Origin of the sequence: Cryobacterium sp. TMT4-10, from assembly GCF_004403275.1 — a bacterium.
GTDB classification, from domain to species: domain Bacteria; phylum Actinomycetota; class Actinomycetes; order Actinomycetales; family Microbacteriaceae; genus Cryobacterium; species Cryobacterium shii.
In genome coordinates this window covers 19,671-42,209 of the sequence record NZ_SOGU01000086.1, presented here as the reverse complement: position 1 = coordinate 42,209, position 22,539 = coordinate 19,671, and the positions used below count along the sequence as shown (strand labels likewise).

At 69.4% G+C, this 22,539-nt stretch carries 24 protein-coding genes and 1 pseudogene; 8 read left to right on the top strand and 17 right to left on the bottom strand.

The features are described 5' to 3' along the window. Positions 1-16: 16 nt before the first annotated feature. From E3T42_RS11855 to E3T42_RS11810, 10 genes are all read right to left on the bottom strand, one after another. Positions 17-298: a hypothetical protein gene (locus E3T42_RS11855; RefSeq protein ID WP_134366279.1), complete on the bottom strand. Its 282-nt coding sequence runs from the start codon at positions 296-298 to the stop codon at positions 17-19. Then, positions 295-1,245, bottom strand: coding sequence for an ABC transporter ATP-binding protein (locus tag E3T42_RS11850; protein WP_198417462.1), 951 nt, complete (start codon positions 1,243-1,245; stop codon positions 295-297). The genes E3T42_RS11855 and E3T42_RS11850 overlap by 4 nt, the downstream gene beginning before the upstream one ends. 79 nt (positions 1,246-1,324) lie before the next feature. Beyond that, complete coding sequence (gene ligD / locus E3T42_RS11845; protein ID WP_134366280.1) at positions 1,325-2,347, bottom strand: non-homologous end-joining DNA ligase; 1,023 nt, start codon at positions 2,345-2,347, stop codon at positions 1,325-1,327. 69 nt (positions 2,348-2,416) lie between these two features. Next, entirely contained in the window at positions 2,417-4,558 is a 2,142-nt protein-coding gene (gene malQ / locus E3T42_RS11840; protein ID WP_134403060.1) for a 4-alpha-glucanotransferase, read from the bottom strand. A gap of 32 nt (positions 4,559-4,590) precedes the next feature. Next, positions 4,591-5,112 carry a hypothetical protein gene (locus E3T42_RS11835; protein ID WP_134366282.1) on the bottom strand — a complete coding sequence of 174 codons (522 nt, stop codon included), beginning with the start codon at positions 5,110-5,112 and terminating at the stop codon, positions 4,591-4,593. Continuing rightward, on the bottom strand, positions 5,109-5,600 hold the full coding sequence (locus E3T42_RS11830; protein ID WP_134366283.1) for a hypothetical protein: 492 nt from the start codon (positions 5,598-5,600) through the stop codon (positions 5,109-5,111). The genes E3T42_RS11835 and E3T42_RS11830 overlap by 4 nt, the downstream gene beginning before the upstream one ends. 9 nt (positions 5,601-5,609) lie before the next feature. Beyond that, complete coding sequence (locus E3T42_RS11825; RefSeq protein ID WP_134366284.1) at positions 5,610-6,299, bottom strand: universal stress protein; 690 nt, start codon at positions 6,297-6,299, stop codon at positions 5,610-5,612. Between the two features lie 70 nt (positions 6,300-6,369). Further along, the gene (locus E3T42_RS11820; RefSeq protein ID WP_134366285.1) at positions 6,370-7,107 is read right to left on the bottom strand and encodes a glutamine amidotransferase; all 738 of its coding nucleotides are present in this window, start codon (positions 7,105-7,107) and stop codon (positions 6,370-6,372) included. A gap of 16 nt (positions 7,108-7,123) precedes the next feature. Further along, on the bottom strand, positions 7,124-8,539 hold the full coding sequence (locus tag E3T42_RS11815) for a HAMP domain-containing sensor histidine kinase (protein WP_134366286.1): 1,416 nt from the start codon (positions 8,537-8,539) through the stop codon (positions 7,124-7,126). After that, positions 8,536-9,222 carry a response regulator transcription factor gene (locus E3T42_RS11810; RefSeq protein ID WP_134366287.1) on the bottom strand — a complete coding sequence of 229 codons (687 nt, stop codon included), beginning with the start codon at positions 9,220-9,222 and terminating at the stop codon, positions 8,536-8,538. Before E3T42_RS11810 ends, E3T42_RS11815 begins: the two co-directional genes overlap by 4 nt. Positions 9,223-9,365: 143 nt before the next feature. Between E3T42_RS11810 and E3T42_RS11805 the strand changes: the two genes are divergently transcribed. Then, positions 9,366-10,112 carry a DUF2202 domain-containing protein gene (locus E3T42_RS11805; RefSeq protein WP_134366288.1) on the top strand — a complete coding sequence of 249 codons (747 nt, stop codon included), beginning with the start codon at positions 9,366-9,368 and terminating at the stop codon, positions 10,110-10,112. Positions 10,113-10,191: 79 nt separating this feature from the next. On the opposite strand, the gene E3T42_RS11800 is transcribed toward E3T42_RS11805, so the two are convergent. The 3 genes from E3T42_RS11800 to E3T42_RS11790 all read right to left on the bottom strand — a co-directional run bounded on the left by E3T42_RS11800 (position 10,192) and on the right by E3T42_RS11790 (position 11,844). Next, the gene (locus E3T42_RS11800; protein WP_134366289.1) at positions 10,192-10,569 is read right to left on the bottom strand and encodes a rhodanese-like domain-containing protein; all 378 of its coding nucleotides are present in this window, start codon (positions 10,567-10,569) and stop codon (positions 10,192-10,194) included. Positions 10,570-10,822: 253 nt separating this feature from the next. Next, entirely contained in the window at positions 10,823-11,374 is a 552-nt protein-coding gene (locus E3T42_RS11795; RefSeq protein WP_134366290.1) for a hypothetical protein, read from the bottom strand. Next, a complete protein-coding gene (locus E3T42_RS11790; protein WP_134366291.1) occupies positions 11,371-11,844 on the bottom strand; it encodes a hypothetical protein in 474 nt (157 codons plus the stop codon). Before E3T42_RS11790 ends, E3T42_RS11795 begins: the two co-directional genes overlap by 4 nt. A gap of 220 nt (positions 11,845-12,064) precedes the next feature. Here E3T42_RS11790 and E3T42_RS11780 point away from each other — a divergent pair, with 220 nt between their 5' ends. Genes E3T42_RS11780 through E3T42_RS11760 form a run of 6 tightly spaced genes read left to right on the top strand, consistent with a single transcriptional unit; the run spans position 12,065 to position 15,523 of the window. Then, a complete protein-coding gene (locus tag E3T42_RS11780; RefSeq protein WP_241976080.1) occupies positions 12,065-13,009 on the top strand; it encodes a 1-phosphofructokinase family hexose kinase in 945 nt (314 codons plus the stop codon). Between the two features lie 51 nt (positions 13,010-13,060). Beyond that, positions 13,061-13,369, top strand: a complete 309-nt coding sequence (locus tag E3T42_RS11775; RefSeq protein WP_134366293.1) for a hypothetical protein — start codon at positions 13,061-13,063, stop codon at positions 13,367-13,369. Then, positions 13,366-13,809, top strand: coding sequence for a DoxX family membrane protein (locus tag E3T42_RS11770; protein WP_174235665.1), 444 nt, complete (start codon positions 13,366-13,368; stop codon positions 13,807-13,809). Before E3T42_RS11775 ends, E3T42_RS11770 begins: the two co-directional genes overlap by 4 nt. A gap of 52 nt (positions 13,810-13,861) precedes the next feature. Beyond that, the gene (locus E3T42_RS17330) at positions 13,862-14,209 is read left to right on the top strand and encodes a hypothetical protein (protein ID WP_241976079.1); all 348 of its coding nucleotides are present in this window, start codon (positions 13,862-13,864) and stop codon (positions 14,207-14,209) included. Next, a complete protein-coding gene (locus E3T42_RS11765; RefSeq protein WP_241976078.1) occupies positions 14,206-15,306 on the top strand; it encodes a glycosyltransferase in 1,101 nt (366 codons plus the stop codon). The genes E3T42_RS17330 and E3T42_RS11765 overlap by 4 nt, the downstream gene beginning before the upstream one ends. Further along, positions 15,296-15,523, top strand: coding sequence for a hypothetical protein (locus tag E3T42_RS11760; protein ID WP_134366294.1), 228 nt, complete (start codon positions 15,296-15,298; stop codon positions 15,521-15,523). The genes E3T42_RS11765 and E3T42_RS11760 overlap by 11 nt, the downstream gene beginning before the upstream one ends. Here E3T42_RS11760 and E3T42_RS11755 read toward each other — a convergent pair. Beyond that, the gene (locus E3T42_RS11755) at positions 15,520-16,101 is read right to left on the bottom strand and encodes a hypothetical protein (protein ID WP_134366295.1); all 582 of its coding nucleotides are present in this window, start codon (positions 16,099-16,101) and stop codon (positions 15,520-15,522) included. The genes E3T42_RS11760 and E3T42_RS11755 overlap by 4 nt on opposite strands. On the opposite strand from E3T42_RS11755, the pseudogene E3T42_RS11750 reads away from it, so the two are divergent. Next, positions 15,995-16,897, top strand: a pseudogene (locus E3T42_RS11750) (SUMF1/EgtB/PvdO family nonheme iron enzyme). The gene E3T42_RS11755 and the pseudogene E3T42_RS11750 sit on opposite strands and share 107 nt — an antisense overlap. On the opposite strand, the gene E3T42_RS11745 reads toward E3T42_RS11750, so the two are convergent. The 3 genes from E3T42_RS11745 to E3T42_RS11735 are packed head-to-tail and all read right to left on the bottom strand — an operon-like array spanning position 16,894 to position 22,500. After that, entirely contained in the window at positions 16,894-20,277 is a 3,384-nt protein-coding gene (locus E3T42_RS11745) for an ATP-binding protein (RefSeq protein ID WP_160141005.1), read from the bottom strand. The pseudogene E3T42_RS11750 and the gene E3T42_RS11745 sit on opposite strands and share 4 nt — an antisense overlap. Then, a complete protein-coding gene (locus E3T42_RS11740; RefSeq protein WP_166787163.1) occupies positions 20,274-21,005 on the bottom strand; it encodes a DUF4194 domain-containing protein in 732 nt (243 codons plus the stop codon). Before E3T42_RS11740 ends, E3T42_RS11745 begins: the two co-directional genes overlap by 4 nt. After that, on the bottom strand, positions 20,995-22,500 hold the full coding sequence (locus tag E3T42_RS11735) for a DUF3375 domain-containing protein (RefSeq protein ID WP_134366298.1): 1,506 nt from the start codon (positions 22,498-22,500) through the stop codon (positions 20,995-20,997). The genes E3T42_RS11740 and E3T42_RS11735 overlap by 11 nt, the downstream gene beginning before the upstream one ends. Positions 22,501-22,539 lie beyond the last annotated feature (39 nt).

Here is a 22,539-nt window from a genome sequence, read left to right as displayed (position 1 = left end):
CGGCGTCCCTGGCCTCCTACAGTGTCGTTCCGAGGGTGGGATAGGTGCCGAAGAAGGTTCCCATCGCGACGGCGACGGGGGTGGCGAACTGCATCACGCGCACGCCGGACCCCGGGCCGAGGTATTCGTTGCCTGCGACGATGCCGATCACGACGAGCCAGACCAGGGACATGGCAAACGTGAAGATCAGCACGGTCGGCGACCGCCACAATGCCACGACGGCATAGCCGAGCTGTCCCAGGACCAGGCGGACCGTGCCCGGGCGGCCGATGTCGATCCGGGTCGCGGCGGAGGTCATGGCCGGGGCTCCCCGGATGCCGCCTCCGCCGCGTCCGCCGCATCGGCACCCCCGATCAGCGACAGGTACGCGTCCTCGAGCGAGGGGCGGCGCACGCTCAGCGCCGGCAGTTCGCTGCCCAGCCCCAGCGCCCAGCCGGTCAGGGCGTGCACCACCGCGGCGGGGTGGTCCGTGGCCACCTCCCAGTCGGCCCCGTGGGGCAACGGCCGGGACTCGAGGGCCGGCAGGTCCCGCGGCTCGGCGCCCTCCGGCAACCGGAAGGAGACGACGGCGGCGTGCTGCTCGGCGGCGAGAGCGGCCGGCGTGCCGAGTGCCACGAGCCGCCCGCGCACGATCACGGCCACCCGGTCCGCCAGGTGCTCGGCCTCGTCAAGGTAGTGCGTGGTGAGCAGAACCGTCTTACCCATTTCCCGCAGTCCCTCGACCAGGTCCCAGGCCCGCAGACGTGCGGACGGGTCGAACCCGGTCGTGGGTTCGTCGAGGAAGAGGACCTCGGGGTCACCCACCAGGCCCAGCGCGAGGTCCAGGCGCCGGCGCTGCCCGCCGGACAGGGTCTTGACGCGCGCATTCCTCTTCTCGGCCAGCCCGACCTGCCCGATCACGGCGTCGGCATCGCGCCGACGCGGGTACAGTCCCCGGTAGAGGCGCACCAGCTCGCCGACCGTGAAGTCCTCGTCGAAGCCTGCCTCCTGAAGCACGATCCCGATGCGTTCCCGAAACGCCCGCCCGCCGGTTTCGGGATCGAACCCGAGCACATCCACCGTTCCGCCGTCGCGGGTGCGGTGCCCCTCGAGGATCTCCACGGCCGTGGTCTTCCCGGCGCCGTTCGGGCCGAGGAGGGCGAAAATCTCTCCCTGCTCGATGGAGAAAGACAGGTCGTCGACAACCGTCAGTCCGCCGTATTGTTTCCGAAGCCCGTTGACGTTGACCACACTCACGGCAATCACTCCCCTGCCTTCGGCATTTTCCCCGAGGATAAACCGGGCCCCGCGCCGTTGCTAGGCGCCTCTGCGCCCGATCGACCGTTCAGCCGGGCTTGCGAGCGCGACTGGGCTGCACCCGGGGCGGCTCGCCGGGCATCTTCGGGAAGTCCGGGGGAAACGGCATTTCGCCGAGCCCGTCGGCGAGGTCACGGTCCCACCAGCCGAGGAGGGTGTCGATCGTGCCGGGGCGCGCCTGCAGATCCGCCCACGGGTCCCCGGTGCGCCGGAGCCGCTCGGGCACCGTGACGATGGTGAAGTCGCCGGGGGCGACGTGTGCGAGCTCGGACCAGGCGAGCGGGCAGGAGACCGGCGCCTGCGGGAGCGGCCGCGGGCTGTAGGCCCCCGCCATCGTGCGGTCACGGTTGGCCTGGTTGAAGTCGACGAACACCCGTTTCCCCCGTTCCTCCTTCCACCAGGACGTCGTGACGGTGCGCGGCAGGCGGCGCTCGAGCTCGCGGGCCGCCGCGATCACGGCGTGGCGCACGTGCAGGAACTCGTGGGTGGGCTCGATCGGAGCGAAGATGTGCAGCCCGCGGCTGCCGGAGGTCTTCACGAAAGCGGTCAGGCCGGCCTCCGCCAGCACCATGCGGAGTTCCCGGGCGACCGGAACGGCGTCGAAGAAGTCGGTTCCCGGCTGCGGGTCGAGGTCGATCCGCAGCTGGTCGGGGTTGTCGGGGTTGCCCGCGCGGGAGGCCCAGGGGTGGAAGACGAGGGTGTTCATCTGGACCGCCCAGACGGCCGCCGCCGGCTCGTCGATCACGAGTTGCGGATGCGAGCGGCCGCTGGGATACACCACGGTCACCGACCGCACGAAATCCGGCGCCCCCTGCGGCGGGTTCTTGGAGAAGTACTGCTCCCCGTCGATGCCGCCGGGAAAGCGCTGAAGCGAGATCGGACGGTCCCCGTTGGCCAGGGTGAAGGCCTCACCCACGTCGACGAGATAGCGGGCGAGGTCGAGTTTGGTCAGGCCGAGGTCCGGCCAGAGGATTCTGTCCGGACTCGTGATGCGCACGTCACGGGTGCCGTGGGGTCCCGGCACGGGAAGGAGAACGGCGGGGCCGGCCATGACCACACTGTAGTCACGGCTGGCCGGCTCCGCCACGGCCGGCCGGCCACCGGGTCAGCCGCCGCAGGGTCAGGGAGTGATCGCCCTGACCAGGGCTGCGAACCGCGGGTTCGCGGGCAGGTCTTCGATCAGCACGAGGTCCAGATCCGGCCCGGCCAGCGGAATCCGCCAGTTCGGGTACTCGTCCGTCGTCCCCGGCTGGTTCTGCGTGCGCCTCTCCCCGACCGCATCCACCAGGGCCACGCCCAGGAGCAACGACGGCGTCAGCGCGGTGTACGCGTACAGCGCCTCCACCGTCTGCTGCACCGGAAGGGCCGGGCCGTCCTCGGTCGTCGGCAGCAGTCCCCGCTCGCGCACAGCGGCGAACATGGTTGCCTGCTCGGCGCGGTCGGATTCCCGTTCCTCGGCCACCGGGCGACCCAGCAGGCCGAGCGATTCGCGCAGGGTGACGTGGTCGCCGGCCAGGTAGCCGGCCGTCGGCGGCAGGTCGTGGGTGTTCACACTGGTCAGGCACTGCTGGCGGTAGTGCTCCGGGGGCACGGGCACGCCGTTGTCCCGCTCGAACCACAGGATCGAGGTGCCGAAGATGCCGCGTTCGGCCAGGTAGTCCCGCACCCAGGGCTGGAAGACGCCCAGGTCCTCCCCGATCACGATCGCGTCGGCGCGCTGGGCTTCGAGGGCCAGGATGCCGATCAGCGCCTCGTGGTCGTAGTGCACGTAGGTGCCTTCGCCCGGGCCTCCGCCGGCCGGGATCCACCAGAGCCGGAACAGCCCGAGGATGTGGTCGATCCGCAGGCCGCCCGCGTGACGCAGGATGCTGCGGAGCATGTCCCGATAGGCGGCGTAGCCCGATTCGGCGAGCCGGCCCGGGTGCCACGGCGGCTGGGACCAGTTCTGGCCCTGCTGGTTGAACATGTCCGGCGGCGCGCCAACGGTCATGCCCTGGGCGAGCACGTCACGCAGGGTCCACGCATCGGACCCCGTGGTCTGCACGCCGACGGCCAGGTCGTGCATGATGCCGATGGACATCCCGGCATCCGTCGCGGCCCGCTGTGCGGTCTCCAACTGCTGGTCGCAGAGCCACTGCAACCAGCTGTGGAACTCGACCCGTCCGGCCAGCCCGTCCCGGTGCGCGGCGGCGAACGGGCCCTGCGGGCCGCGCGGCTCGATGCTCCACTCCGCGGCGTCGACGGGGAAGCGTTCGGACAGGGCGCACCAGAGGGCGAAGTCCGAGAGTCCCTGCCCCTGCTCGGCGCGGAACGTGTCGAACTGCTGCGCGCGGGCCGGGCTGCGGGGCACCTCGTGGATGGCTTCCAGGGCGGTCAGTTTGGCGGCGTAGGCGGAATCCCGGTCGAGCCGGTCCACGTTCAGGTTGGCCGGATGCTGCCGGGCGGCCAGGGCTTCCACGACCGAACGCGCCTCGGCGGGGAGGTAGGCGTATTCGGCCACGTCCTCCACCCGGATGTAGAGCGGGTGGAAGAATCGCCGGCTGGACGGCAGGTACGGGGAGGGCTCGACCGGCGGCGCGGGCTCGGAGGCGTGGAGGGGATTGACCAGAACGAAGCCGGCACCGTACTGGGAGCCGGAGATCGCGGCCAGGTCGCCCAGGTCGGCGAAGTCACCGATCCCCCAGGAGCGGGAGGAGCGCACCGAGTAGAGCTGTGCCATCAGGCCCCAGTCGCGGCGCCCGGCGGCGAGCCAGGGGGTCCGGAGCCGGGCCGGGGTGACGACGAGCACGGCCTCCCCGGTGCGGCCGTCGTCGTCGGCGTGCAGGGTGTGCCAGCCCAGGGGAAGTCCGGTCGGAATGGTGAAGGCGAGCCGGCTGACGGGCCGGCCGTCGACGTCGCGCGTCTCCCCCGCGTCGCCGTGCTGCGGCACCTCGAAGCGGGCGCCGTCCTCGGCGATGATCCAGACCGATGTGGCGGAGCCCTGGCGCGCGTGGACGGGCAGCTCGAATTCGCTGCCCTCGCGGATGACGACGCTCGGCGGCAGCAGCCGGCGCCACGGCGCCAGGCGCTGCTCGGCCAGGGACGACTCGATCTCGACGCCCGTTCCGGCTGCGACGCCCAGCGCGGTCAGCACGCCCCGGAGGGTGCGGCTCTCGATCGGACGTTCCACGCCGTCCCAGCCGCAAAATGAGGTGTCGACCCCGAGTAGCCGTGCCAACTCCACCAGCGCCGCCGGAGTGCCGTCGATCTGTTCGTGTTTCATGGTCCAACTCTACGGGCCGGCATCGCCCCGGATTACTGCCCCGAACGGCCCTGAGCCAGCGGGAACAGCGGGCGGCAGGTCGTGCACACTTCACCGTCTGCACCGGTGGTGGCGTCGTGCTCGCTCTGCAGCCTTTCGCGCAGGGCCCACACCAGCAGCACCACGGCCGCGACCGCCACCACGGGGCGCACGAATCCCTCGAGCAGCGGCACCGCCGTGCGCAGATCGGTCGAGAGCGACAGTGCGATCAGGCCGAGCACGGGCCAGCGCAGATCGCACATGGTGGCCTCCGCGCCGATTGGCGCGTCGACGTAGCCGGCGACGACCAGGCCGACCAGCCCCGAGCCGACCACGGTGAGCAGATACCCCCACCACGCACCGGGGAAGACAATCGCGCCATCGATCACCGAGAGGGTACCCGACACGATGGTCAGCCCGACGAGCGCGGCGGCGGCCACGCCGGCGGCAATCAGCCGGCGTGGCACCGACCAGGATCGGAGTTCTCCGAACAGGACCGTGATGCTTGTGATGCCGGTGATTCCGGTGACGCTCATACTGTGGCTGACTCCTTGTCGGGTGCTGCGGCGGTGAGCCGGCAGGAATTTTCGCGGGTGAGGCGCGCCCGGAGCGCCCAGCCGAGCAGCGCGATGGACGCGGCGGCGAGGTAGGGCTGGACCGGTTCGAAGAACTGCAGGGCGCCGGTGGTGCCGAGCGCGAGGAGAACGATCTTGTTGCACACCGGGCAGCCGACCGCGAAGAAGGTGATCAGCCATCCGGCCAGGCCGAGGCGCCCCTCCGCCTTTCCGGGCTCCGCACCGTCCGGATAGGCGACGTAGGTGGCGGTGACGAGGCCGGCCAGGATCGCGCTGAGCAGGAGCACTGGCCAGGACCACATTGTCGGGGGGACCTCGCGGGCGAAAAAGGGCGTGTCGATCAGGTCGGTCGGGATCGCGATCACGAGGACCGTCACGATCGCGCTCAACAGGGCCACGCCCCAACGCCGAGCGGGCCAGCGTCGCAGGGCGTTCCATCCGATTCGCATTTTTATACCCTACGGGGTATTTTCCCGAGTGCCAAGCCCCGTCGCATCCGTCGTCGTCGCCGCCGCAAGCCGGGCCGGAGGAATGATCAAACCCGGGATCGGCGACCTCTCGGCCACCCGATTCGTCACGCTGCCGAGGGGTGACTGCCGGCGCCGATGCGAGCCCAGGACGATCAGGTCGTAGTGCCCGGACGCCGCGCTGAGAGCGATCTGCTCGGCCGCCCCGCCGCTCGCCCGGGCGCTGTGCGGACGCAGGCCCATCGCCGAGAGGGTGCGCACGGCAGCGGCCTGGGCATCTCCGATGATCCGGTCCAGCCGGGCGGCGGATGCGCCGAACGCCGTGTCGTAGTCAAGGGTCGTCAGCAGCGTGACGGAGCTAAGCCGCGCCCCAAACATGGTCGCGGCGGCCACGACGGCATGGGTGGCGGCGTCGGAGCCGTCGATGCCGGCCAGCATCCGAATCCGATCGGTGAGGAGCTGATCGGTGCGAGGCTGATCGGTGATTTCCACCGTCTTGAGAACCGGGATCTGCCGCTCCAGGTAGGCCCCCAGTCCGGCCAGGGCGATCGCGAACGGGCCTGCGGCGACGCCGAGTACGAGCCAGATTACGACGTCGTGGCCCCGCCGGATCATCACCAGCGCCACGGAGAGACCGACCAGGATCCAGCCGACCAGCACAATCATGATGACCTGCCACATGCCGTCAGCATGGGCGGCCTGCGCCCAACCCGCAAGTGCCGGGTCGCACGTGCCCGGCTGCAGGCGGAGATCAGTCCTCGGTGGCGAACCGTTCGACGAAGGCCTTCATCAGGGTGGCCGGCTCGGTGACGACGGATGCGTCGATCGCCGCGATGACCTCGTCCATCCCGTTGGGGTCAAAGTAGCCGAACTCGCGGTAGATGCGGATGCGGGTCAGGATGCCCGCATTGGTCAGTTCCGGATGGAACTGGGTGGCGTAGACGTTGCGTCCCACCCGGAAGGCCTGCACCGGGCAGTCCCGCCCGGTCGCGAGCAGCACGGCGCCGGCCGGCAGGACCGCGCACGCCTCCTTGTGGCCGACGAACGCCTCGAAGGTCGGGATCAGCCGGGCGAACAGTTGGTCGGTCGAACCCTCCTCGGTGAGGGATATCATGGTCGGCCCGGCCTCCTCCGCCCCCTCGCCGTTGAGCGTGCCCTCGAGGTGGCTCGTGAGCAGGCCGATGCCGTAGCAGGCGCCGAGGAACGGGAAGTCCTCGGCCAGGACCCGGTCGAGTAGCTCCCCGAGTTCGCCTTCGATCCGGCGCTGAAGCGCGCTCTTCGTCTCCGGCGGATCGCTCGCGTTGAACGGGCTGCCCCCGACGATGATGCCGGAGTAGTCCGACAGGACGATCGGCGGCATCGGGCCGGCTTCCAGGCGCACGCGCCGGAGCTGGTCAGGCGCCAGTCCCCCGGCCTCGAGAAAACCGGCGTACTCGTCGTCGGCAGCCTCATCTTCGGGACGCGTGGCCAGCAGCAGAAAGGGCTTCACAGCATCATCGTAGCGGTCACCGGCCCGGGCTCAGTGGCAGCCGGATCGTGATCGTGGCGCCCCGCCCCGGAGCGGACGTCGCCCCGATGGTGCCGCCGTGGCTGGTGACGATCTCGCGCACGAGGGCCAGCCCGATCCCGGAGCCCGCCACCTCTTCGGCGGCCCGCCCCCGCCAGAGCCGGTCGAAGATGAACGGCAGCTCATCCGCGGGGATTCCCGGGCCGCTGTCGGCGACCGTGAGCACCGCATGCCCACCGGATCCACTGGATCCACCGGCGCCTTCGACGGTGACCGCGAGGGTGACCTCGTCCCCCGGGCGGCAGTACCGGGCCGCGTTGGCCAGCAGGTTGCCGACCGCCTGGTGCACCCGGTCGGCGTCGGCTCGGACGGATACCGGCCCCGCCAGGTCGAGGATCACGCCCAGTCCCACCGCCCGCAACTGCGGCTCGCGCAGCGAAGCCTCCTCCCGCACCAACCGGGCGAGGTCGACCGGGGCCAGGTGCAGGGACAGGCCCGCCGTCTCGACCGCGGACAGCTCGGCGAGGTCGGCCACCACCCGGCCCAGCCGGAGGGACTGGTCATGCAGACCGGCCAGGCCCTCCGGGGTCGGCTGCACCAGACCGTCACGGAGTTCCTCCAGTCCGGCCTGCAGCGCTGCCAGCGGAGTGCGCAGCTCGTGGGCCACATCGGCCGTCAGATTGCGCCGGTCCCGGTCGGAGCGCACGACCGCGTCGGCCATCCCGTTGAACGCGACGGACAGCTCGCCCAGCTCCCCCGGCGCCGTCCCGGTCACGCGCGCCTGGCGGTCGCCGGCGGTGAACGACCGTGCGGCATCCGTCATTCCGCGGATCGGTCGCACGAGCCGGCGGGTGACCAGCCAGCTCGTACCGATGGCCATGACCAGTGCGACGCCGGCCGCCACGGCGATCCACGCCCAGGCCACGTCGAGCACCCGGGTGCCCGCGGAACCCCCGAAGGCCACCCGGATCGTGCCGACCCGGGTGCCGTCGACCACGATCGGCGCCGTGACGACGACCTGGCCCATGCCCGAACCTGACCCGGACCCGTTGCCCTGGCCGGGCCCGCCGGGGTTCCCGCCGGAGCCGTGTGTGGCGCTCTGCAGCGTCGCTCCGTCCTGATCGAGCACGGCCAGGCGGCCGGAGGCGGCCTCGCCGACGGCCAGTGCACGGCTCAGATCGGCCGTTTCCCAGCCGCCGGCCTGCTGATACGCGTCGGCGGCGGCGGCAGCGGCCGACTGCGCGACCTGTTGATGCTCGGCCGCCTGGGCGACCTGTTCGCCGCGGTCGACCCCGATCAGGGCGGCCGCGGTGAGAACGAGCACCGACGAGACGGCGACCAGGACGAAGGCGAGCAGAAGCCGGCGGCCGAGCGATCCCAGGCCTACACGCGGCCCGGATCCCACGGCGCTCACTGCGGATCCTGGGCGAACCCGAGGCGGTAGCCGACGCCGAGCACGGTCTCCACGACATCTGCCCCGTCGACCCCGAGTTTGCGCCGGAGGTTCTTGATATGCGAGTCGATCGTGCGCTCGTAGCCGGCGTACTCGTAGCCGCGAACCCTGTTCACCAGTTCATAGCGCGAGTAGACCCGGCCCGGGGCGGCAACCACGGCCGCGAGGAGACCCCACTCGGTGGGGGTCAGGTCGAGCAGGGTGTCATCCAACCAGGCCCGGTGTGAGCCCTCATCGATCCGCAGCCTCCGGTTGCCGTAGGTGACCGGGCCGGCCTCCGCGGTCACTCCGCTGTAGCGGTGAAGGACGGCCTGCACCCGCAACACCACCTCATGGGGGCTGAAGGGCTTCGTCACGTAATCGTCCGCGCCCAGCTCGAGCCCGCGGATGCGATCCTCGGTGGTGCTGCGTGCGGTCAGCACGATGACGGGCAGATTGCCCAGGGCATGCACCTCCCGGAGCACGTCGGTCCCGTCGATGTCCGGAAGACCGAGGTCCAGCACAACCAGGTCGGCCGTGGAGAGCAACCGCAGCGCCTCCGCCCCGGACGCGGTCGTGAGCACGGAGAATCCGGCCCGCTCCAGGTAGCGGCGCAGCACGTCTCGTATGTCGCGTTCGTCCTCAACGACCAGCACCGTGGGCATACCTCACCATAACTCCCGGCCGCCCCCGAGCGCCGGATGCCGGCCGGGATCTCCACACCGTCTCCACACGCCTGCCAGAGTCTCTGCACGCCCCTGCGGGAGATTGATCACAGCAACAACAAACTCAGTCAAAGGAGCACACCATGCGCAAGAGAATCATTGCCACCTATATCGCCACCGGCGCTGTGGCCACCGCCCTCATCGCCGCCGGGACCGTCCCCGCGATCGCCCAGAACAGTGATGCGCGAAACGGTGACGGGCAGGGGCCGGGAGCCGGATCGGGAACCAGCACCAGCCAGCCGCACGCCCACTCGGAGATGATGAAGAACGGCCAGGAGAACCACGTCGGAATGGGCGACGGCAACGGCGCCGGCACCGGCATGGGCGCCGGAAATGGCGCCGAGAAGGGCACCGGGAATCGCGGCGCCGGAATGGGCGCCGGCATCGCCGACGTGGCCAGCGGCACCATGACCGACGAGGAGAAGACCGCGATCGCGGCCATGGCCGAGGAGGAGAAGCTGGCGCACGACCTGTACGTCGCCTTCGCCGATCTGTACGACACCCCTGAATTCAGCAGGGTCGCGAAGGCGGAGGTCAAGCACCTGGACGCCGTCCGTACGCTCCTCGAGCGCTACGCCGTGACCGACCCGACCGACGGGATCGAGGCCGGCACGTTCACCACCGACAGCACCCAGAAGCTCTACGACACCCTGCTCGCCGATGGTTCGGCCAGCCAGGATGCCGCGCTCGAGGCCGCACGCACGGTCGAGAAGACCGACATCGCCGATCTCACGGCCGCGCAGGACGGCGTCACCGCCCCGGACGTGCTCGCTGTCTACGAGCACCTGCTCGCGGGTTCCGAGCGCCACCTCGTCGCCTTCGGCGGCTAGGTATCGCACGCGAAAAGCCGCACAGGGTGCCCACTTCGGTGGGCACCCTGTGCGGCTTGGTCGTGGTGCGGTGTCGCTGCTACGGCGTGGTCACGACCGCGAGGCCGGTCGACGAGGCCGCGGCGGAGATGCCGCCGCCGTCCGTGACCGAGGTGTAGCCCAGCTCGGCCAGGCGGGCCGCGGCTGCGGAGGAGCGGTTACCGGACTGGCAGTAGACGAGGTAGTCACCGTCGGTCGGGAGGGGGGCCATCCGGCTGTCGAAGTCAGGAGACTGGACGTCGATGTTGACCGCGCCCTCGAGGTGTCCGGCGGAGAACTCCCCCGGGGTGCGCACGTCGATCACGACGGCGTCGGCGGCCAGGGCCACGGGCGGAGCCGCAGGAGCGGCGGCGGAACAAGCGGTCAGGCCGAACAGGGCGACGGACGCCAGGGCCAGGGCTGCGAAAAAGGTTTTCATGACTCCACCTTATACCCCCGGGGGTATAAGATTCGCCCGGGTTGTCAACCCGCGCCGCACGCAGAAGAGACTGGCCGCCAGTGGTGGCGGTCAGTCTCTCGCGCGCTTTGCTGGCGCGGGGCAGGACTAGTTACAGGTGCAACGCTGCTCGGCGGGAACGCCGGCCATGACACTGTCGACGTGCTCACCGCAGCCGGTCCAGGTGATTTTATTGCAACGGTTGCAACGGATGGGACTGCACATGGTCACTCCTTCATTGATCTAGCGGAAACCCCAGTATACCCCCAGGGGTATCGCCTTCCGCAACTGCCGCGTTGAGGGTCTCCTTGATCGCGCCGTCGACGGCCAGCACGTCGGCCAGACGATCCGCCGACGACGCCAGCTGCCGGTACGCGTCCTCCTCGGCACTTCGCCGGCCGTTCACGTCCTCGTTGGAGAGGTTGAACCTGAAACTGTCCCCGCTCAGCAGGAACTGCCTCATCGCGGGTGCGCTCGCCGCATCCAGTTGGGTCAAACCGGCCAGCTCCTGAGCGGTGACCACGGTCTCGTCCCCCAGCGTGGCAGCGAAACCCGCCTTGGTACTGGCTTCGGCGTAGCGTCCCAGGGCTTGACTGCGCTGCACACTGGAGTTGACGAACGGCACGGAGGCCACGCCCAGGACGAGGCCGATCACCAGCACGCCCAGCCCCACCCAGAAGGCCGGTCCCCGGGTGGGCGGAAGCGGCACGGTGACGTACTCGGCCGGCCCCGGGGCATCCGGGCTGCCGCTGTTCCAGGCACCGTTCGGCCAGGCACCGTCACTCATGGCACCGCACCGTGGAGCGCATCGACGGCCGCAGCCAGTTGCTCCTGCCAGTCGTGCAGGTCGGCGACCGATCCCCGGTACCGGTCGATCAGCGGCGGCAGCTCGCTCTGCACGATGTCGACCGCGCCGGAGGAGTTGTACTGGTCGATGCCGCGATTGAAGCCTTCCACCAGCTCGTTGCGCGCGGACATGTGTTCCTCGGCCGCACGCACAGCCGCCGCCATCGCGGCGGCGACGCCGTCGGTCCGGGCGCTCAGTTCGGCCGCCACCACGCCCGACCCGCTCAGGTCGCCGCGCAACTCCTGGAGCTCGGTCGAGAACACGGCCCTCGTGACGCTGTCGATGTGGTTGGCGGTGGCGAAGCCCGCGCCAGCGACGGCCAGGGCCAGGGCAGCCAGAACCCATACGGTCACGGTCGCCGCACGACCGCTGGAAGGCCGTGTGACCGTGCTGCCCTTCGTTCCGGCCATGACCACTCCACCTCCTCAGCGCGCCTCCCGTGACTGTAGGCCCGCCGATATCCGGGTGCTAGTGCTGCGCCGGCGAGATATTGACGAGCCAGCTCACCCCGAATTTGTCCGTGCACATGCCGAAGCTGTCACCCCAGGGAGCCGGATAGCGCGGCATGGTGATCGCGCGGAATCTTACGCTGGCTTCATGGAAGCCTCAAGGAAGACACAGACAACCGGGATGTCGACGCGACCGATTCTGACCCTCACCGTGAACCCGGCCCTCGACGTGAGCACCTCGACCGAGCGGGTGGTCAGCGAACACAAGCTGCGCTGCGGCGCTTCGCGCCTGGACCCGGGCGGCGGAGGGATGAACGTCGCCCGGGTGGTGCAACGGCTGGGCGGTCAGGCCCTGGCTGTGTACACCGCGGGCGGACCCACCGGGGAAGCGTATCGCCGCCTGATCGAGGCCGAGCACATTCCGACCCTGGTCGTGCCGATCTCCGGCAGCACCCGGGAAGACTTCACCGTCGATGAGACCACCACGGGCAAGCAGTTCCGTTTCGTGCTGGAGGGCCCCGAACTCGGCGAAGCCGAGTGGCGCGCCTGTCTGGCACTCGTCGAGGCGGCGATTCCGGTGAACGGTTTCGTGGTCGCCAGCGGCAGCCTGCCTCCCGGCGTGCCGGACGATTTCTACGCCCGGGTTGCCCGCCTGGCGCACCAGCGGGATGCCCGGTGCATCGTGGATGCGTCCGGGGACGCTCTCGCCGAAGCCCTCGCCGAAGGGGTGTACCTGGTCAAGCCGAGCCGGCGGGAGCTGGGCGAGTATGCCGGTGCCACGCTCGAGAGCGAGGAGAGCCAGGTCGACGTGGCCTCCACCTTGGTCGGCCGAGGGGCCGCGGAACTCGTGGCCCTGACACTCGGCGGGGCAGGGGCCGTGCTGGCATCGGCCGCGGGCGTCATGCGGTTGCCGGTGCCCCGCGTGCAGGTGCAGAGCACGGTCGGCGCGGGCGACAGCTTCCTGGGCGCCTTCGTGCTGCGCATCGCGCAGGGCCACCCGGTCGAGGCAGCCTTCCGGGCCGGCGTCGCGGCCGGCAGCGCGACGGCGATGACGCCGGCCACGGAGCTATGCCGCCGAGCGGACGTGGAACGGCTGGAAGCCGAACTCGAAGGGCTCATGGCGTAGGACAGCACTGCGCAGGACAACACGGATGACGCAGGAAGTACAGTTGCGAGCATGAAGCTCACCGCCATCGACCCGCCCGGTCGCAGCTTTTCCCGTTGGCTCACAGACGAGGAGGTCGGTCAGGTCCTCGCCCACGACCGTGGCTGGCGGCTCGCTCCCGACGGAAGCGTGATGGCCGGCACGCTCCGTAAGACCCGTATCGCCCCCTCCCTCACCGTTCTGGGTGCAGCCGCGATCCGACATCGCTGGACCAGCCGGGCCGCCGCACCGGGCAGCGACGGCAGCGGTCCGACCCACATCATGTGGGGCGTGTTCAACGCCCGCACCGACGCGGATATCGCGGCCGCGGTCGGCGCGTGAGCGCCCGGCCCGCAGCCGCCGTGACGGCCCCGGCTTCCCTCCCCCGCACGACCGCCCGGCTCATCCTCGGCGCGTTCCTCCTGCTCGCCGGGATCAGCCACCTGACCTGGAACAGAACGGCGTTCCTGGCCCAGGTACCCCAGTGGGTTCCCACGGATGGGGACTTCGTCGTGGTCGCGTCCGGGATCGTCGAGATCGTTCTCGGCATCGCGCTGCTGACGCTGGCCAGGCGACGGGCGCAGGTCGGTTGGATCGTGGCCGCGTTCTTCGTGGCGATCTTCCCCGGCAACATCTCCCAGTTCGTGACCGGCACGGATTCCTTCGGTCTGGATTCCGACCTCGGCCGCGGCATCCGGCTGGCGTTCCAGCCGCTGCTGGTGCTCTGGGCCCTGTGGTGCACCGGCGCCTGGCGCGCCTGGCGGGCGAGCCGACGGGGCTGAGGCCGTTGCCCCGAGGAATCTGACCCAAGGAATCCTCCGATAGGGTGGCCATATGGGGGCCAATCTGTTCAGCCGCGTCGTCGGTCTTGCCGTTGCCGTGATCGCCGGCGGCGCCGCGCTCCTGCTCTGGTTCGCGGTCGCTTCGACCGATCCGTCGGAAGGCCCGCCCCCGACCACCCATTCCCTCCGCGGGATCTGGGGCCTGTTCTACGACCTGGAGGCGCCGACCGGTCGCGTCCTGACCGCCGCCATTGCCCTGGCGCTCCTGTTCGCGGCGGGAATCGGCCTGCTGGAGCGGCTGACGGCGAGAAAGTCACATCGCTCAACGAATCGTCGGATCACTCCGCTCGCACCCAAACTCCTCATGGCGTCGACCCGGGGCAGTTCGCCGGCCCGGTGACCGTGACGGTACTCATCCCCGCGCACAATGAAGAAGCGTTGTTGCCGGCGACGCTCTCCGCACTTCTCGCTCAGTCGCACCAGCCCGATCGGGTGATCGTCGTTGCCGACAATTGCACCGATTCGACGGTCGCCATCGCCCGGGCTCACGAGGTCGAGGTTTTCGAATCGGTGGGAAACACCGAGAAGAAGGCCGGCGCGCTGAACCAGATCCTGAAACAGCTGCTTCCCCTGCAACGCGACAACGACGTCATCATGGTGCTGGACGCCGACACCAGGCTCGATGACGGATTTCTGGCCGCCGCGGTCGACCGCCTCACCGATGACCGAGCCCTCATGGCCATCGGGGGCCTCTTCTACGGGGAAGAGGGTTTCGGGCTGCTCGGCCAGCTCCAGCGCAACGAATACATTCGCTACTCACGCCAGATCCGGCATCGACGCGGCCACGTCTTCGTGCTCACCGGCACCGCGTCCCTGTTCCGCCCGGCCGCGCTGCGGGCGGTGGCGGAGAATCGGAGCGTCACGATCCCTGGAAAACTGGAGGACGTCTACGACACGGCCGCGCTCACGGAGGACAACGAGCTCACGATCGCACTCAGATCACTCGGCGCGCTGATCATTTCTCCCGCCCGGTGCACGGTCGTCACCGAACTGATGCCCGACTTGCGCACCCTGTGGGCGCAACGACTGCGGTGGCAGCGCGGGGCCCTGGAAAACCTCGGGGCCAACACCTTGACGCCGCCCACGTTCCGCTACTGGGCCCAACAGTTGGGCATCGGCTACAGCGTCATCGCGCTGTCCTCGTTCATGTTCCTCCTGCTGCTGACGGCGCTGTCCGTGGACGCGATGGTGGTGTTCCCCTTCTGGCTGGGGGTGGGCTCGCTCTTCATCGTTGAACGCGTCGTTTCCGTGTGGCGGGAAGGGTGGCGGGGGCGCCTCCTGGCCGCAACCCTGTTCCCGGAACTCCTCTTTGATATGTTCCTCGATGCCGTGTACGTCAAGGGCATCCTCGACATCACGTTCGGCCGTCAGGCACGCTGGGGAAACGGCGACGGTCTCACTGCGACGACACCGGGAAGAAGATCTCATGCACGCTGACCTCAGGGCTCCGACCGGGATTCTCCTGCCCGAGACCTTCCTGCAGACCGACTTCTTCGCCGTCCTGGCCACGTCTGTGGCGATCAATACCGTGATGTATGCGGTGCTGGCCGTCGCGAAGATCCTGCCCAGGATCTACCTCATCGATTGGCTGCCGAGCCACAATCGCCGATCCGAGACGCGCAGCATCTACCCGGACGCGCACGAACGACGCTAGTAGTCGCTCTCGGCGGCGCCGGTCGCCACGCCGTGGTTCAGCGCCAGCACCGCGAGGTCGATCTGCACGAACATCTCGGTGCGTTCGGCGCGCTCCCGTTCGTAGTCGGGATCCCGCGAGTCGATGGCGAGCCGGATCAGGCGGGCAGAGAGGGCGGCGCTGATCTCGTCGCTGGCCACATGCTGGGCGCGTTCGACGATGCGGGCGACCTGCTCGTCGTCCTCGGCCACGTGCATCAGGGCGAGGGCGAGCTTCTTGTGCACGCGCCGCCGGAGGGCCAGCTGGCTGATGTCGTGTCGCTGGTCGGCGGTGATGTCGGCCGACCACCGGGCCTTGGTGAGTGTCTTCCGGAGATGGCCGACGCGCAGCCCGTATTCCTCGTTCTGATGAGCGACCAGGGTCAGCTCTTTGCGGGCGGCGGCCGCGTAGACCGCCGGGTCGTAGTCGAGGTTGTCGCGGAGCGCGCCGACGATGATGTCGTTCTTCACGGCCATGCCCACGGCGGAAAGCGCGATCAGCAGGCCTTCTTCGACGATTCGCTTGATGGGAGGCAGGGCGGCACTCACTTTCTGGTGCATGACTCCCCAAAATTCTAGTCGTGCGATACTGGCCGCGAAAACGCGGCAGCGCCCGAATGCAGATGGAGACGTGATGACCACCACCCCGCTCAGACACCCGATCGGCCAGGTATCCGTTCCCGGCCAGGTCTTCCTGATGGGCGACTCGAGCGGCGTCGGCAACCCCGGGGACGGGGAGTGGCCGGTGCACCCCGTCCGGGTCGACGGTTTCGAGCTGGACGCCACCTCCGTGACCGACTCGGCCTTCGCGGCCTTCGTCGCCGACACCGGCTTCCGCACCGAGTCGGAGGTGTTCGGCTACTCGGCCGTCTTCCACCTCGCCCTCGCGGCGGAGCTGGAGGATATCCTGGGCCGGGCGCGGCTGCCGACCGAGGCCGAATGGGAGTGCGCCTCCCGCGGCGGCCTCGAGGGGCGCCTGTACCCCTGGGGCGACGAGTAAGGCGACCGGTACCGGTGCAACACCTGGCAGGGCGAGTTCCCCGCGGTCAACACCCGAGCGGACGGCTGGCTGACCACCGCGCCGGTGCGGGAATTCGAGCCGAACCCGTACGACGTCTGGCAGAGCGTCGGAAACGTGTGGGAGTGGTGCTCCGACTGGTGGGACGCCAACTTCTACGCGCACTCCCCCGGCAAGAACCCGACCGGCCCAGCCGCCGGCCGCCAACGCATCATGCGCGGCGGCTCCTTCCTGTGCCACGACTCCTACTGCAACCGTTATCGCAACTCCGCCCGGGCCTCCAACACCCCCGACTCGGCCGCCGCGAACATCGGGTTTCGCACGGTGAGCCTGGCTTAGGCCACCGGCGAGGACAGCACCGGCGAAGACAGCGGGGTGACGTACGAATATCCCGTGCTGTTGTTCTTGGTCATCGACAGCACCAGCTCCATGTGCGGCTCGAGGGCGGTGACCTTGTCGAGCGGGGAACCGATGATGAGCTGGAAGCCCAGCCCCTTCCAGGCGGCCACGGCCCGGCCCGCGAACTCCGAGTCCGATTTGACGAACCCCTCGTCGAGGAAGACCGGAGCGAAACGCGGCCGGGTGCGGCTCTCGTCGCCCAGCTGGAACCGCAGCGCCGCCCCGACGACGAAGGCCACGAGCTCCTGGGATTCCCCGCCGCTCTTGCCGCCGAGGGACGAGTAGGTGCTGACTTCGGTGCCGTCGGGCGTGATCCGGACCGCGGTGATCTCCACGTGCTTGCGCACATCGAGCAGTAGGTCGCGCTGGGCGGCGGCCCTGGAACCCGCATCGGACCGGCGGATCAGGTGCATGAAGGCCTGCAGCCGCTTGAAGCGGCTCTCGGTCTGATCGTCGGTGAACTCTTCCGTCGCGCCGGAGGAGAGGACCTTGAGCTCCTTCCGGAACGCGGTCGCGTCATCTCGGTGCAGGCGGCGCAGGGCGATCTTCAGCCGGTCGCGCCCGGCGCCGAAGGGCAGCGTCGTGAGGATCTCGTTGATCGGACGGAGCCGGTCCTCGATCTCCTCGATGGAGGTGTTGAACGCCCCCGCCAGCGGAACGAGGTCCTGGCCGCTCCACAGGGACAGGCGCCGCTTCCACTCCTGGCGCCGCTCGTGCAGGCCCAGCGTGTAGACGGCGTCGAGGATGTCGCGGTAGCTCGTGTACGAGTCCAGCGAGACGCCGATGTTCGGGTCCGGCCAACGACTCTGGAAGGTCTCGAAGATGCCGACCAGGGTGGTGCGGGCGCTCGTGGCGCTGTCGCGATCCTGGCTGGACTGTTCGGTCAGCCGGTCGCGGAGACGCCGGACGCCGCCGTCGAATGCGGCGAGGTCGCTCCGGTCACCGACCATGGCGAACTGGGCGTCGAGGTGGGCGGCATGCTCCTCCGACAGGGACACGGACTGCTCACGTTCGATCCGGTCCAGCCGGTTGCTGACCGCGTCCTGCCGGTCCACGAGGCGCCCCTGTTCGGCCACGAGGCCCTGGCCGTCACGGTCGGCGGCGTGCTTATCCTTCTGGGCGCTCTCCAGCTCGACCGACAGCCTCTGCTCCTCGTCTTTGAGGGCACGCAGAACGTCGCTGTCGGCCAGGACGCGTTCACGTTCGGCCTCCTTGTCCTGGATGCGGGCCTCCGCGCCCGGCACGTCGATGGCCGGCCACACGCTGTCGATGATGTACTGGTGGGCGCCCTTCCTGCCGCGCAGGTCCGCGATGCGGTTGGCCACAACGGATGCCTCGCGCGCAAGGGAATCGGCGTTCGCGCTCAGCCGCAGCAGATCCTCGTCGATGTCGTGCAGGCGAGCCCGGCTGGAGAAGCCGATGATGGACTTCTGGTCGCTGTTCCAGCCGTGGGCGCCCCGCTTGCCGTTGCGGGTTTGCCCGCTCGGGGTGACCCGGGGGCCGTCGCCGAACAGGCCGGCCGGGGTCTCGACACACAGCGCGTCGAGGTTCTCGGACTGCACCCGGTCCTGCACCCAGCCGCTGAACGGCGAGTCCTTGAACACGAGCTTGCCGGAGACGTAACGGTCGTCGCCGGCGATGTCCTGGTGCGGCCGGAGCGCCACCCCTTCGAAGTGGATCCGCACCGGGATGCTCAGCGGGTCGATGGCCCGACTCAGGGAGGCCAGGCGAGTCTCGTCAACGAGCATGACGCGCACGACGGAGGACAGGGTCACCTCGGCGGCCTGGCGCCACTCGTCCTCGCCGGGGGCGATGTCGACGAGTTCGGCCACGAACGGCAGGTCTTCGACCGGGATCCCCGCGGCCTCCGCGATCATCAGGCGGGCGTTGTGCAGATGCTGGGGAACCAGGCTCGCCCGCCCGCTCAGGAATCCGTGTTCCTGCTTCAGGGTGCGGATCTGGCTTTCCACCGGGTAGGCCTCCCGCTGGAGCAGCACCCGTTTGGCCTCGAGGCTCGCCTCGGTCGTGGCGAACTGGGCGAGGAAGAGGTCGGCGATGCCCTGGGCTTCGACGAATTCGTCGTGCGAGGGAATGGCCACGTTCAGGAGCCGGATGCGCTCGTCGAACTTCGCCCGGTCGCCGGCCACGTCGTCGCGTTTGTCGGACAGCCGGGCGAGGTCGTTCTGCAGGCGCAGCAGCACGTCGCCGCCGTTGGCTCGCTGCTGGTCCTGGATCTTGGCGACCCGGCCCTTCAACTCGGTCTCGGCATCCCGTGCCCGGGTCGCCTGCTCCTGGTTGTCGCGGCGCTCCGCCCGGTTGGCGTCGGCGGCGGCTTCGAGCAGGACCTGCTCGGTCTGGAGCTGCCAGAGCACGAAGGGCGTGTCCCCGGAGCGGTGCACCCCGAAGACGTCGATCAGGTCGGCCTGGCCGTTCGCCGTCTCGTAGTCGCTGTGCAGGTCGGGCAGCCGCTCCAGCACCCTGGCCTTCTGCGCCTCCGTGACCATGGCCCCGTAGGACCGTTCCAGGTCTTCGAAGTGGTCGACGGCCTTGTCGGCTGCGGCGAAGGTGGCCGGTTCTTCCAGGACCATGGACTTGTAGAGCCCGTCGACCGTTTTGACCTGCTGCCCGGCCTGGATGCGCGCAAGCAGGCGGAGGGCCTTGCCGCCCTCGCCGTTGGCGCCGATGCCCAGCCGGGTGTAGAGGGTCTGGGCGAACGCCGCATAGGTGTCGAAGACATCCATCTCCGGGAACCGGGTCTTCAGCGCCCGCTTGTCGAACCGCGACTCGGTCACGCCGGCCAGGTCGCGCAGGTCGAGATAGCCGTCCGTGGTGGCCATCTTCATCGTGATATCGGCGAATCTGCTCGCTCCGCGGGGAACGAAATAGGCCCGCAGCACGGTGAAACGGCGGTGGTTGTCGTCGATGAACGTCATCGACACGGCCCCCCAGGTGGACTCGTTGGCGCCGCGAAGCACCTGGTCCTGCATCTCCCCCGTGCCCGCCTCCCGGTTGGAGTCGGTCTTGCCCTTCAGGTAGGTCATCAGGTTGCGCTGGTCGACGCTGCGGGCGCGCCCGGAGCCGGCGTCGTTCGAGGCGCCGTTGAAGGGGGTGTCGGAGGGCATCATCAGTGCCAGATACGCGTCGAGCAGGCTGCTCTTGCCGGTGCCGGACGCGCCGGAGACGAGCGTGGCGGTGGGGGCGAAGGTGATCTCGTGGTGGCCCTGGAATCCGCCCCAGTTGACCATCTGGAACGAGTCGGCGCGCCACTGGGTGGTGCCCTCGGTGAGGCCGTCGGCGTAGAACAGCGGGGAATCGGTCATGAGGTGGCCTCCACCCGGGCGTCGGTCAGGATCTCGGGCAGGGTCTCGGTCAGGTCGGTGGAGTCGGCCGACGGATCGAATTCGGCGTCCAGGGCGTTCTGCGCCACCAGCCATTCGAGCAATTCGTTCAGCCGCTCCACCGGCAGCAGCACCTCGATCACGGCCGAGATGCGGAACCGGTCAGGGTCGCTGGTCTTCAGCAGCACCCGAGCCTTCGCGAGGCTGTCCACCGCGGCCGCGGCCTTGCGGGCGTCGCCCGAGCGGTCGGTGGCGTGCTCGGGGCGGAAATGGGCGACATTCTCGACCAGGTTGTCCCGATCCACGATCACGATCTCGTGGCCGTTGGCGCGCTCGCTGCGGAACCGCTGGCGCAGCAGCACCAGCAGGATCGTTTCCTCCCGCGTGTACGACACGTCGTGCAGGAGGGTCGGGAAACGGTCGCCGCCCTCGGACACGGCCTGCCGTTTGAAGGCCACCTCGTAGTGCAGGTCCACGTGCAGGTCGAGGAAGACGTCGTTCAGACGCGACTTGAGCAGCTTCCGAGACGCCAGCAGCGTCTGCCATTCCGCCGGCTGCAGGGCCGCGGAGATGTAGCGGTGCTTCATCAGCAGCACCAGCGTGCGGCGCTGCTCGACGGTGAGCCCACCCTCGTCGCCCTCGAACAGCGAGAAGCTGCGCGCCTCCTCCTCCGGGGCAAGGTCAGTGTCGTCGGTCAGCTCAGTCGTCATTGTCAGATCCATAGTTCAGGGCGGACAGCGCCGCGGTTTCGTCCTCGTTCAAAATGATGCGCGGCACGTCGAAGCTGCGGCTGGAGCCGTCGGGCCGCACCGTCTCGAACCGTTCGAGGGTCACGGCGCGGCTGACCGCGTCGATCTGGGTGGCGATCTGCAGCATCCCCAGGATTTCGACCGGGCGACGCAGGTTCGGGTCCAGGTCGTTGAAAGCGTCGCCGACGGATGCCGCGTCCCCGGTGCTGAAGGCCGTCACGATGGCGTCGCGCAGCTCCCCCAGCAGCGGGCCGCCCTGCTTGCGCATGTCGTCCAGGCTCGGCGGCGGCGGGGCATCCTCGGAGACGTCGACCAGGGCCGGCGGCGGCAGGTGCGCGCCGGGGTCGTAGAACCGTTCCCTGAGGTGCTCGACGTCGAGCGTGCCCGGCATGAGTTCGGCGGTCACCGTGGACCGGGGCCCGGCGGACTGCATCCAGGTGGCGAGCTCCTTGTTGATCTCCCGCAGCAGGCGTTCCAGTTCGCGGTCCTTGACCACGTCGTGGTTGACGATGTGTTCCCGCAGGGTGGTCGTCAGCCCGTTGCGCTGGGTCAGGACGTCATCGATCCCCTTGCGGATCAGTCGCACGGTTCCCATGAAGCCGATCCGGTCGTTCTTCGTGAGCGAGAGGGCGAAGGGGTGCAGCAGGATCGTCTCGAGGTCGGTCTTCAGTTCCAGGAGCAGCTCATCGTTGCGCAGCAGGGTGAAGGCCCCCTCGAAGGCGCGACCCTCCGGGGTCGAGGACATCAGGGCATCCGTCTTGGACAGGTACTCGTCGAGCACCTCGCTGATCGGGCGCTCCTCGCCGCGGAAGTCGTTCACGATCTGCCGGTGCATGGCGGCGACCGACTCCTCAACCCGCTTGAAGTCGCTGGGCAGCTGGTTGATCAGGTCGATCAGGTTCGCGTACCCCTCGAACATCTGCTCGTTCGACACGGCCGCGATCTCCCCGCCGGCGGCGAGGCGGTCCCGTTCGCTCGTCCTCTCGGCGATCTCCTGGTCGAGCCGGCGGATGCGTTCGTCCCGGTCGGGGTTGGCCTGCGTGGCGCGGTGGCGCACGGTGTCGACGATCGTGGTCAGGCGGGACTCGCTGATCAGGGCTCGATCCCGCGACAGGCTGTCGACCAGGAGCAGCGCTTCGAGCGCGTGCGAGGTGAGGGAGTAGTGTTCCTCGTCGCCCTCGCCGGTCTCACGGTAGAGCCACTGGTCGTTCATCCACTGCACGCAGAGGGCACGGCCGTTTCGGCCGGGGACGTCGCTGCCGACCGAGCGCAGGTCGGCCAGGTAGGCGTCGACCTGGGTGTGCAGCAGGTCGGCCTGCACGCTGCGCCGGTCCCGGCTGAAGGAGGATTTGAAGACGGCAAGCACGAACGGCGCCCACTTGCGGTCCAGCAGGCGCAGGGTGGGTTTGTCGAATGCTTCGCGCACCCGCGCCAGTTCGCCCGCGATTTCGCTCATGGTGGAGGTTCCTTTCTCGGGCCTCCTCAACCGTAGTCG